The sequence below is a fragment of the Colwellia piezophila ATCC BAA-637 genome (genome assembly GCF_000378625.1).
In the GTDB taxonomy this organism is placed as follows: domain Bacteria; phylum Pseudomonadota; class Gammaproteobacteria; order Enterobacterales; family Alteromonadaceae; genus Colwellia; species Colwellia piezophila.
The window spans coordinates 264,468-277,040 of the sequence record NZ_KB905166.1 but is presented as its reverse complement, the minus strand read 5'-3'; the positions used below and the strand labels follow the sequence as shown (position 1 = coordinate 277,040).

Here is a 12,573-nt window from a genome sequence, read left to right as displayed (position 1 = left end):
TTAAAAAATAAGGTAGCATCAGTTTACATTACGTATGCAGCCTCAAATGACTGTTTCAAAGGTTGGTTTTGACAAGTGATTCTTGACTATGTTGTGCTAAAAGTTGCCCTTAGGATGTTAAAACTTGATGGTAGCTCTATGGCAATTGTTAGGGTTTTAAAATATTACCAGATTTCAATTTTTAGTGAGCAGTTTACCTAAAGAACAGCCAATATCTAAAGATTATATTACGGACTTTGAATACATTGATTTGGATAAGTATTTAAATACGTTATAATTAAATAACCTATAAAAACATAGTGTTAAAGCTATTAGTAAAGCTGACTTATAGTGCCGGGTTCTGTTTTCATATAAACCTATTAATTAACAACTAGTTAATGGTTCTACTAAAATACATATCTTTAGTTGAACATCGATTATTTATGTAACATACCGATAATTATTCTACAGCACTTTGGGGGCGAAAGCGCCATAGAAAAATTCTTATAAGGTCAGCTATCCCTGAAGATAGCTGACATAAAAATAGAGTTGATTGCTCTAATAATTAGGACCGCTTAGTGGCTTGAGTTCAATTGGTGAATGCAACGCTATCCTTAATACAAAGGAGCGTAGCTATGAAAAGAAAACCTCGTGAAAATTATACTGCTCAGCAAAGAGCATTAATGTGGGAGTCCATCTCAAAACGCTAACTGTGCCACATTATAGTCTTTTAGTCCTCTTCTCAATATTGATAGTAATTTTTGTAGCCGCTTTATACTGCTTGGAACGGCCATAAAAATAGCGAGTCAACTCAGACTTTCCATCATTCAAAATGAAACGTCATCATCAAACCAAGCTTACGTTTAGCTTTTGGAGCTGGAGCAGCTACAGGAGACGACTCAATTTAATCGTTAGTAGATCCGCTATCTAACTCAGGGAACGCCTTAGCAACAGCTAAATAACATTTATTTTCAGTGAATCATGATGCTCTTTTTATAACACCATCAGCAGTCCACCGCTGATTTTGAATATTGCTGTAAATATTATCATAGATATGTGAGCAGCTATTTGTTGTGGAATACTGAAGTATTAGCTAAACGGATAGCTAATCATAATGGTGCTTATAAATATCATAAAGCTCACTACAGTCACCGACTTATTGATAATTTTCCATTTGCCGAAGTTCATAAATCACTCGCTATGATCTTTATCAGGGGAATTCATCACTTTGCTGATGAAGAACCAGGTATAATAGCCCATAATACAAAGAAGGACGAAGCTACCACCGAATGTCCATTGGGTCATTGGGTCGTTTAGAATTAGATTCATAATGCCATTCATACGTTTCTCACTTTTTAACTTAGGGAGGAACATCCCTCCACTCAAACAAAATTACGGGTCATTGAGACGCGTAATACAAACACTTAGGGCAATGCATCTATAGCAGCATTGATTAAAACCATGGTGCGCTTAACACCTGATGCCATTGAGGCAAACTTCTTAGGAGGTTTCTTGCTAAGCTTGTTATAATTCACACTAATTCTGAACAAATACTAGTCATTACCATTGATAACTTTAATTTTGTGCGGTTTAACTTAGACATAACATTCTCACTTATCTGATTAGGAAGTCAGGAATCTGCCCAACTCAATGAAACGAATTTTTCCTCATGCCATATGAGCAGACAACAGTTATCTGTAATTTATTTCATCTTTATTTTCATGCAGTATGATAGCTATCAAAGGTAGGTATTGATGTGTGGTAAACGTAATTGAATGTGTTATTTGTCACTAATCTACCTTGCTTCTCTACGTAGCCATGGCTTCGCCAGTTCTACCGTATGAATGTATTGGGTGCGGATCTAACGCAGGGAACAGTATATCGCGTCGCTCGCTTGGCTTCGTCAGTTATACTACAAGTCATAGGGTTTCAAGGGTGCGAAGCAGTTCTTGCGTTGACACTCGAAGTGAGAATAGGGGGTGCCTGTAAAATATAAGAGAAAGATTTCGGAAGAGTTGTCGCTTTAATTGTAATGTCTATATGGTCGCTTTGTTGGCTAAGTTCACATTCAGGTTGAATGACTCATTGGCAAAAATCTATAATCAAAACCCTCATCTTTTTATCTATGGGGTACGTCCGCTCTAGATCAAAACATACAAAAATTTTCAGTCTAAATTGTCAAATGCTTACTTCCGCAAAGTGGTAAAAGTGAGCTTTAGTTTTTAACCAATGAATAGCTAAATTTTACTAGTTGTCCACCTCAGGACATGTTGTTATTGCACGAAAGGTGGCTAGTATGAAAAATAAAAATGGTAAGCATCGCTAATCAGGAATATAATTTGAAACTTAAGGTAACTTAATTGAATTAAAAATCTGATTTTGTAATGGTGATAGCAAATCAGAATAATATTTTTCACCAAAAATAAAGAGAACGTTATGAGTAAAGGTATAGTTAAGTGGTTTAATGCAGATAAAGGTTTCGGTTTTATTACTCCAGAAGACGGAAGTAAAGATTTATTTGTTCATCATTCAGAAATTCAATCTGGCGGTGAATATGCAACATTGGCTGATGGTCAAGCTGTTGAGTATGAAGTGGGTCAAGGACAGAAAGGTCCATGTGCAAATAAAGTTGTTGCTGTTTAAGCTTTAGCACATAACAAGTAAGTAAGTGGATGCGTTACACGCACTCACTTACTTATGCGTTTTCAATTGAAAAACCAATCCAAATTAGCTTCACCTCCTAAATGCCTAATGTCATCCTTATGGTATTAGTGAACATTGAAAAAATGGGGCTAGAGCCCATTTAAAATCATTTGTCGCGGTGGCGACGGCACCCAGAAGAGAAGGGGGCTAAACGCACTGCACCTCAGTTAAAGCCATTGGAATCCCCCGGCGCTGCTAACAACCGTATTCTTCAATTCATTCAAGTGTTATCGACATTTTTTTCATGTCAAGGCGCTGAAGTTACATCATGATAATGTGCCGACAGGACTTTATTCATCATCAGGAGCTACATAGAGTCTGGAAAATTGAAGCAAGCATTAAAGATACAACGCGTAATATTTATTCAAAGTGGGTCTTCTATATTGATGAAGATAGCTGGAAAATAAGCATTGTTGATTTATATGACGATAAGAATTTATTATGGCGAGTCAGCGAAGCGCACCAATTACAATATGCAGTAGGTGATACCAATTTTGTCTCAGCTGAAATTTATCATGATTTAATGGCAGAACGTTATTTAGCACTATTAAGTAATGAAATAAAAGAGCCCATTGTTTTTGAACAACAATCTTCTCGAAAAGACTTCAGCCTAGGTGTTTATGCTATGTGGTTGATAATAAATAAGTACTTATAAAAAATAACATTCATTATCCAGAGTTGAGGTTAACTAATAAAATTTTAAATTAATAAAACGAAAGCATCCTTAAAATTAGGCTGCTTTCTTATTTAAGCTGTGGTGTTAGTTTGCCTTAGTATCGTAACTAAAAATGTCAGCTGTTGTAGTCTTACCCCAACAACCTATTTAGTCTTTAACGCGATCCCTTATTTATTTAGTTGATTAGCTTCAGCACTCAAGATATATGCAATAAGAAAATGAGCAACGTACTTGTTACTTTACTTAAAGTGAGCACGTTATAAATGACACCGACCTTGATTGGGTTAAACTAGAATTTCATTGATATAATTTATTGTTCACATCGTTGCCAAATTTATTGTTAATAGAAAGAACTAAAGACTTATATCACCTGCACCGATAATAAACATACTCTAAAAATGACTATAAGATTTTAACGTTAAGCTTAAATAATAATTATCTTGAATCATAGTTCCCACCGAGTTTAAACAAAGCCTGCAAGCCCACGACAATAAAATAAATCTGGTGCTATTACATTGTTAACCTTTTTAATTATCAATCTATTTGTATAAAAAAAATAAGTAAAATCTTCCATATTACTCATACCCCTTATTGATAACACCCTACTAAAGTCTATATTGATACGTATTGACTCATTATGGTTGTCAGTGTAATTTCATTAAATCGATACGTTTAGTCTCATTTTAATTAAACGTGAAATTTAATAAACTAGCGGATTAGCATTGATGAATCAAATAAGTGAAACAGAAGAAAAGCCAGGCCCTTTAGATGGAATTACCGTATTGGATTTCTCTCGCGTACTAGCTGGGCCTTATTGCACAATGGTTTTGGCGGATCTAGGTGCACGAGTAATTAAAGTTGAACGCTTTGGTACAGGTGATGATACTCGTGCATTTGGGCCTTTCGTCGGCGTAGATTCAGCCTACTTCATGTGTTTTAACCGCGGTAAAGAGAGTATTTCTCTTGATATAAAATCACCACGTGACCGAGAGCTATTAGAGCGGTTGTTGGACAGTTGTGATGTAGTAGTGGAGAATTTCCGCCCAGGGGTGATGGAACGTCTTGGTTACGGGCCAGAGCGTCTTGCTAAAACCCATCCTCATATTATTTATTCGTCTATTTCAGGTTTTGGACACAGCGGCCCATTTAGTGACTTACCCGGTTACGATATGGTTGTACAAGCGATGGGCGGTGTCATGAGCTTAACAGGCTGGCCAGGTGCAGAGCCAGCTCGCGTTGGCACAAGCTTTGGCGACTTAGGTGCAGCACTCTTTGCTGCTATTGGTATCTTGTCAGCACTCTATAGCCGAACCCGTGATGCGCAAGGCACACGAATAGATATTGGCATGCTCGACTGTCAGGCAGCACTGATGGAAACCGCACTAGCACGCTATGACGTAGAAGGCATTGTACCAACACGAACCGGTGACAATCATCCCTCGCTGGCCCCCTTTGAAACCTTTGCCGCTAGTGATGGCAAGTTCGTCATGTGTGCCGGCAATGATACGTTGTTCATGTTAATGATGGATGCCTTGGGTTTCCCGCAATTGGCTTTAGACGAAAAATTTCTGACCAACGATTTACGCGTACAAAATCGTAAACAACTGGTTAAAGATGTCGAGGCGATAACACTCACCGAGCCGATGCAACATTGGATTGATGCGCTCAATGAAGCGGGAGTACCTTGTTCGCCGATAAATACCATTGATAAATTATTCACTCATCCACAATTGTTGGCTCGCAACATGATCGTTAAAGTCAAAGGCGAAGCTGACAGAGCAATACGTACCGCAGGTAATCCAATAAAGATGAGTTCACTAACAGAAATTGATCCTGAAGTACCACTCAAGTCACCAGCGCTAAACGAACATCGCGAGGCCATTTTAGCAGAATTGATGGCTAAAAATGGTGCTTATGCCCCGACACCTCAACCTCAATTTCAACCTCAACAGAATTCGGAGGATAGTGAATTATACCAATCTGTATAAGAAAGTGGTCACTTCTTTATGCGGAATGGTATTAAAGACTTATGCCAAAGTCACTTCTGCCACTTAATCCTTACTATGCCAAAAAAGAGAATCAAATGATGAACAGCAAAAATAGCGTTAAATCTAAGCCCAATAGCACAGAGCAGCAAAGTAAAGCAGCTAAAGAGAGTACTGAATCGGCAACTACCACACAATCAACAGTCACAGCGCTAGAAACTATACTGGTCGAACGCCGTGAACGGGTAGGTATGATCACCCTACATCGACCTAAAAGCTTAAATGCCTTGAACAGGCAGCTTGCCCGAGAAGTGGTTGATACCTTAAAGGCCTTTGATGCTGACGATAATATTGGTGCAATTATTATAACCGGAAGCGCCCGAGCCTTTGCTGCCGGTGCTGATATTGAAGAAATGGCAAACCTGACTTACGCTGAATTTTATTGTGACGATATTTTTGCTCCTTGGGATGAATTACGTTCTATTAGCAAACCTATCATTGCCGCCGTCAGTGGTTATGCGCTAGGCGGCGGCTGCGAGTTAGCGTTAATGTGTGATTTTATTATTGCCTCTGAAGATGCTCAATTTGGACAACCGGAAATCAAGCTTGGTATTTTGCCGGGCATCGGCGGCTCACAACGTTTGGCCAATGCGGTCGGCAAGTCACTGGCGATGGATCTGGTGTTAACCGGAAGAACAATTGATGTTCAAGAAGCAAAAGCGGCTGGCTTAGTGGCGAGAGTTGTACCAGCTAAAGACCTGTTACAAATCACACTGGAAGCGGCACATACCATTGCCGCCTATAACAGCCCAGCAGTACGTATGGCGAAGGAAGCGGTCAATGTTGCCTTTGAGACAAGCCTGACTGAGGGCATGCGTCATGAGCGTCGTTTATTCCAAGCAGCTTTCGCTACCGAGGGGCAGAAAGAAGGTATGCATGCATTTATTGCCAAACGCGCACCTGTTTTTCGCCATCGCTAGTAAAATATAATGATGACTAGTGTTGAGGCCTTCGTTATTAAGGCTGCCACTAAGCCAAATACTTAAAAATATAAATAGGAGTTGAAATGTCCACTCAAGTTATTCTGCCGCGCATTATGCAGGTAGGTGAAAACGCTAGCTTAGAAATAGCCAGCGTATTAGTTAGCTTAGGCTGCAACCGTCCGCTTATCATAACCGACAAGATGATGGTGCAACTTGGTTATGCCCGTCGTATTCAAGAGAGTTTAGGCGCCCACAACATTTCCGCCCATGTCTTTGACGATACCGTGCCGGAGCCTACCGTTAAATCTATTCAAGCGGGTGTAGAGAAGGCTAGAGAGGGTAACTATGATTGTATTATAGCTCTTGGTGGTGGCAGCCCAATTGATAGTGCCAAGGCCATCGCTATTTTGGCCAAGCATGGTGGCGTGATGCAAGATTATCGCTTCCCACGAATGGTTATAGAGCAAGGCTTGCCAGTTATTGCCGTACCCACTACAGCTGGCACAGGTTCTGAAGTTACTCGATTTACCATCATCACGGACGAAACTACCGACGAGAAAATGCTCTGTGTTGGCATTGGCTTTATGCCCGTTGCCGCGTTGGTCGATTTTAAGTTAACCATAAGCTTGCCGCCCCGGATCACCGCCGATACTGGCATTGATGCTTTAACCCATGCCATTGAAGCCTATGTCAGTAAAAAAGCCAATGCCTACAGTGATAGTCAGGCGATTGCTGCCATTAAATTACTTGGGCCAAATTTACGTAAAGCTTATCATGATGGTGGTGACCAGCAGGCTCGTGAGGCAATGATGCTTGGCTCAACTTTAGCAGGTATCGCATTTTCTAACGCCTCGGTAGCCTTGGTGCATGGTATGAGTCGCCCTATCGGTGCCTTTTTTCATGTGCCTCATGGCCTTTCCAATGCGATGTTATTACCAAGCGTTACCGCTTATTCAATTCCCGCCGCGCCAGCACGCTATGCCGATTGTGCACGAGCGATGGGTATTGCCACAGAACAAGATAGCAATGAGCTTGCTAACCAGAAATTATTAACCGAGCTTAGTGCCATAAATGATGAATTAGCGGTGCCAACACCAGAGAAATTTGGTATTAAGCGTGATGAATTCTTTGAGGCCTGTCAAACCATGGCAGAGCAAGCATTGGCATCTGGTTCACCGGGCAATAACCCTATAGAGCCGTCTATCAGTGACATTATCCAAATCTATCAAGGGCTGTGGCATTAACCTACGCCATTGCCAATATCACTATTTTTAATACTTTAGGAATTATTTATGAATATTATCGGACATTTAATTAACGGTGAAATATGCACCGAGACGGCTCGTACCCAAGATATATTTAACCCAGCAACGGGCCAGGTTACTCGAAAAGTAGCCCTTGCCTCTGTTGAAACAGTAGAGCAAGCCATTAGTTGTGCTCAGGCAGCATTTCCAGCATGGCGCAATACCCCAGCGATAAAACGCGCACGGGTAATGTTTCGTTTTAAAGAGTTACTTGAAGCCAATGCCGATAAAATTGGCCAAATGATTGGTGAAGAGCATGGCAAAATATCACATGATGCGGCGGGTGAATTACAACGCGGTATCGAGAATGTTGAATACGCTTGCGGTGCTCCAGAGTTATTAAAAGGTGAGCACAGCAAAAATGTTGGACCTAACATTGATTCATGGAGCGAGTTTCAACCCTTAGGTGTTGTGGCCGGAATTACCCCCTTTAACTTCCCTGCCATGGTGCCGTTATGGATGTTTCCGATGGCGATTGTTTGCGGTAACTGTTTTATCTTAAAACCATCAGAGCGCGATCCGAGTGCAACGCTATTTATTGCCCAGTTATTAAAAGAAGCTGGACTACCTGATGGTGTAATGAATGTAGTCAATGGCGATAAAGTCGCGGTTGATGTGTTGTTGTCTGACGTACGCATTAAGGCCGTTAGTTTTGTTGGCTCAACACCAATCGCTGAATATATTTATGCCACAGCCAATGCTAATGGTAAAAGGTGCCAAGCATTAGGCGGCGCAAAAAACCATGCTATCGTCATGCCAGATGCCGATATGGATAATGCAGTTAATCAGTTGTTGGGCGCGGCATTTGGTTCTTCGGGTGAACGTTGTATGGCGCTATCAGTGGCCGTTGCTGTTGGTGACGTTGCTGCAGATGCGCTGGTAGCGAAGATGACCGTTGCCATGGCTGGCTTAAAAGTCGGCGCATATACGGACAGTAGTAACGATTTTGGTCCGGTTATTACCAGCCAGCACCGCGATAAAGTGATTGGCTATATTAATCATGCAGAGGAACAAGGTGCTACCATAGTGGTTGATGGTCGTCAGATGAAAGTTGACGGTTACCCAGGTGGTTTCTTTGTTGGTGGTACATTAATTGATAACGTTACTGCAGATATGGTCAGCTATAAAGAAGAAATTTTTGGTCCGGTATTACAAGTTGTTCGTGTGCAAACAATGCAACAGGCGATGGACTTGATAGACGCGCACGAATACGGCAACGGTACCTGTATATTTACTCGAGATGGTGAAGCGGCACGCTATTTTTCGGATAACATTCAGGTGGGCATGGTTGGTATTAATGTGCCATTGCCTGTACCCGTTGCTTATCATAGTTTTGGTGGTTGGAAGCGTTCATTGTTTGGCGACTTACATGCTTACGGACCTGATGCGGTACGCTTTTACACCAAACGTAAGACTATCACCCAGCGTTGGCCTTCAGCTGGCGTTCGTGAAGGGGCTGAGTTCTCAATGCCAACCTTGAGCTAACTCAAGTACTATTAAGCTTGTTGTCATTGTTTGAGTGGCAATGTTGGCGAGTGTACTAATCAATGGGCTAGTCTTGCTAATCGATGGGCTAGCCATGGTTTTTTAGCTCATTTGTTTAGCCCTCAACTGCCTTTGAGACTAGCTGTTGCTTGCCTAAATGCGTCAGATTTGCCTATAATGAGCGCGAAATTTATCACAGGATATAACATGACAGTTCAGCGCAGAGAGAAAGGTTCATCTATTACCCGGGTACTTGAAATCATAGAGGCTATTTCTCGTGCCGAACGACCTATGTCCCCCGCTGAACTAGGCTTTCTGCTCGATATTCCTAAACCCAGTATTCATCGCTTGTTACAGCAACTGGAAGCTGATAATTATGTGCAAATTAATATGCGTGGCTTGTTAGTTCCCGGTGACCGCATGCACAGTATCGCCTTAGGTGTGCTACATAGCAGTCGTTTTAAAGCTTTACGTCAGGCCATTCTAAAAAATCTGGCGGAGACCATTGGCGAAACCTGTGGTATCGCCATCCCCGATGGTATCGAGATGATCTATTACGATCGTGTGCAAACCAATTGGCCGTTGCGCATCCATTTACCGGTCGGCAGTCACACGCCCGCATGGTGTACTGCTAGCGGTAAACTTTATTTGAGTTCCCTACCTAAAGAGCGTCGTCAGCGAATTATAAGTAAACTGTCACTGGACAAATTGGCACGTAATACCTTGACTGAGCCTGAGTCCTTAGAAAGCGAGCTGCTAACAATTCAGAAAAATGAGCTAGGCACTGATAACGAAGAATTTGTCGATGGCATGGTTGCCTGCTCGGTGCCCATTAAAGATCAGGATGGAAAGTTGTTTGCCTGTCTGTTCACCCATGCTCCAGTGATCCGTAAAAGCTTAGAAGCATTACTCGATTTTGAACCCGTATTGCGCCAAGCCGCCATCGAGTTAGGTGACCTGCTCAAAGAGCCATAATCGGCCAGTAATTCACAACATAGCACTACTGACTAAAAACCTTACAGTGATGCAAAGATTATTGGTTAACTATTTTGGCTTGCTCACGTTAGAACGAAGTATTCCATGCTATCACACCACAACACACTTCTTGTCAGTCATATAGTGGCAGTAAATAACTTTTATAAATCACCCATTTATAAAGGTTATTTCATATCAATATGCTTGTCAAAACCCCTAGTCTGTGGCGCATTGAAAAGTCATTATATTGAAAACTTGAAAGGTCAGCTTTCGTAGCCAAAGTGATCGTTAGATTGGATGGTTTTTACTTTTACATTTAGACCGCTTTGCGGTAAAAGTGATGCTTAGCCTTTAACCAATCAATAGTTAAAATAGTTAACCACGAATGACATCTTGGTGCGCTTAGTTAACGTAATGCATGGCATATTAATGTCTCCTCAGAGAGAACTGCGGAAGTAGTAACGATAAAATGAAATGTGCTCAGGTTATAGAAAGTGGATTAAAGATGGAGAGATAGCTTGTTCATGTGTAGTTGATTAAACTTATAAATAGCTGTTTAACAGTGGATAAAGTACAGTTGGCTGCGTTTAGCTACGCTTCACATTTTAGCCAGCCGCATTATCCGCTTAGCTTAGCGTTATGCCTTTTTAGTAAATATCATACCTATGGATGATTATAATGATAAAAAAAATATCTTTCGTTTTAACGATAATCTTTTTGATTGCCTCGAAATTTGTATTTTCTGCCGAGTTTAACACCGGAAAACGACTTCATATCACCTCAACTTATTTAAATGAAGAACGTGAAATTCATATCTTACTGCCAGAATCTTACCGTAGTAATACCAAAGCAACTTACCCTGTTCTTTACCTTTTAGATGGTGATTATACTCTCCAGGGAATATCAGGGATGTTGGACTTTATGGCAAATAAAGGGCAATTGATTCCAGATGTCATTTTGGTGGGGATAGCAGATAAAGGAACGGATAAGTATCGCCAATATATGACGCCAACGGAATTAACCGCACCTTTTAAACAAGGGGACTCTGGTAAATCAAAGCAATTCTTAAATTTTTTAGTTAAAGAGCTTAAGCCTTTTATAAATAGCAATTACCGAGTCGCAAATAACTCCATACTCGTCGGTCATTCTATCGGTGGATTGTTTGTATTAAATGCATTATTTGAATCGCCGAATTCTTTTGAGCACTTTGTCTCCATGAGCCCATCTGTTTGGTTGAATGATCATGCCATTATGACAAAAGCTAAAGATTTTATTGGGGAGAGTAAACATGAACCAGTCGCTTTGCATTTATCATTAGGCGATGAAACTAGACAAGGGGTCTATGGGGTTTTGCAAATATTAGATGAAATTCAACCTAAGAATATTCAATGGCAATTTTCGCATTATCCAAATGAAAATCACAATTCGGTTGTACTGGTTGCATTACGTAGTGATTTGAGAGCTATATTTGATGGGTGGTATATAACGGATAAAAAACTATCGTCTTCTATGTCCGCAGATAGCTTGCTTGAACATTACAAGGCGCTATCTCTGTCATTAACTATCAACCAGCCAATACCGAAACCAAGTATTCAATCTGCAATTCGATATTTTTACAGGCACAAAAAAACAGATGAAATACCTGCGTTTATGGCGAGGGTAAAAGATGAGCTCCCTGCATCCCAGCAAAGCTTTATTATTATGCAAGCTAGTTATGTTGGACATTACGAGTCCCCCGAGGCAGCATTAAAAATATTGCTACAATCGGAAGCTAACTTCAATTTCTCTATAGAGTATCTAAAAAGTATAGCCTCAACTTACGAGCAGCTAGGCAACAAAAAACTTGCCTTTAACTACTATGAAAAAGCATTTGAATTAGCCAAATCATATAACAGCAATCAGTGGAATATAAATATTATAAAAGCTAAGCTACTGGATAATCAGGGTTAGTATTAAGTTTGAAGTGCAACAATAACATTCAACGGAAAGTTTAACGTTGGCTGTTTTTCATTACTCAACCATTTTAGCCAACAATAATTTTCCGCTTATTGCGGGGTTATCTTTAAGGGAATCATTTCGTGCATAAAATTATCATTTCAGCATTGTTACTGTTATCTTTTTCAAGCGGAGCAAATGAAACAGAAGTTTTAACGGTGGATCGTGTTATTCCAAACAATCTAGAACTGGCTTTTCCTAACGATAGGCGTATTAAGCCTAAATCTAGCGATTTTAAACTGGTAAATTATGTGGTTATGAGCAATGAAATAGGGGAACGCTGGGCTGTTGTAACGGTAACAAACGCTTCAACAGGAAGTAGAACGCTTGAAAATGGACATTTAATGGCCTTATTTGCAAATGGGAAACGTAAAAGTCCTTTGGCGTTTAAAGTAAGTTTTGAGGGGAGCGAAACGCTATCAATTACGGTTTCATTTGGTGAAAATAAATTCCCTATATTAACTATAAATACCGAAACTGGAATATAA

At 40.5% G+C, this 12,573-nt stretch carries 10 protein-coding genes; all 10 read left to right on the top strand.

Annotated features, from left to right (window positions below):
- Positions 1-1,050 precede the first annotated feature (1,050 nt).
- Positions 1,051-1,296, top strand: a complete 246-nt coding sequence (locus tag F580_RS26610; protein WP_019028242.1) for a hypothetical protein — start codon at positions 1,051-1,053, stop codon at positions 1,294-1,296.
- A gap of 1,119 nt (positions 1,297-2,415) precedes the next feature.
- Positions 2,416-2,622 carry a cold-shock protein gene (locus F580_RS0113360; protein ID WP_019028241.1) on the top strand — a complete coding sequence of 69 codons (207 nt, stop codon included), beginning with the start codon at positions 2,416-2,418 and terminating at the stop codon, positions 2,620-2,622.
- A 328-nt stretch (positions 2,623-2,950) separates the two neighbouring features.
- Positions 2,951-3,337: a DUF1329 domain-containing protein gene (locus F580_RS0113355; RefSeq protein WP_019028240.1), complete on the top strand. Its 387-nt coding sequence runs from the start codon at positions 2,951-2,953 to the stop codon at positions 3,335-3,337.
- A 746-nt stretch (positions 3,338-4,083) separates the two neighbouring features.
- Positions 4,084-5,346, top strand: a complete 1,263-nt coding sequence (locus F580_RS0113350) for a CaiB/BaiF CoA transferase family protein (RefSeq protein ID WP_019028239.1) — start codon at positions 4,084-4,086, stop codon at positions 5,344-5,346.
- A gap of 41 nt (positions 5,347-5,387) precedes the next feature.
- On the top strand, positions 5,388-6,323 hold the full coding sequence (locus tag F580_RS0113345; protein ID WP_281167223.1) for an enoyl-CoA hydratase: 936 nt from the start codon (positions 5,388-5,390) through the stop codon (positions 6,321-6,323).
- Between the two features lie 86 nt (positions 6,324-6,409).
- Positions 6,410-7,570: an iron-containing alcohol dehydrogenase gene (locus tag F580_RS0113340; protein WP_019028237.1), complete on the top strand. Its 1,161-nt coding sequence runs from the start codon at positions 6,410-6,412 to the stop codon at positions 7,568-7,570.
- A gap of 48 nt (positions 7,571-7,618) precedes the next feature.
- On the top strand, positions 7,619-9,115 hold the full coding sequence (locus tag F580_RS0113335) for a CoA-acylating methylmalonate-semialdehyde dehydrogenase (protein ID WP_019028236.1): 1,497 nt from the start codon (positions 7,619-7,621) through the stop codon (positions 9,113-9,115).
- 207 nt (positions 9,116-9,322) lie between these two features.
- Positions 9,323-10,090 carry an IclR family transcriptional regulator gene (locus F580_RS0113330; protein WP_019028235.1) on the top strand — a complete coding sequence of 256 codons (768 nt, stop codon included), beginning with the start codon at positions 9,323-9,325 and terminating at the stop codon, positions 10,088-10,090.
- Positions 10,091-10,768: 678 nt separating this feature from the next.
- Positions 10,769-12,040: an alpha/beta hydrolase gene (locus F580_RS0113325; RefSeq protein ID WP_019028234.1), complete on the top strand. Its 1,272-nt coding sequence runs from the start codon at positions 10,769-10,771 to the stop codon at positions 12,038-12,040.
- 128 nt (positions 12,041-12,168) lie between these two features.
- A complete protein-coding gene (locus tag F580_RS0113320) occupies positions 12,169-12,573 on the top strand; it encodes a hypothetical protein (RefSeq protein WP_019028233.1) in 405 nt (134 codons plus the stop codon).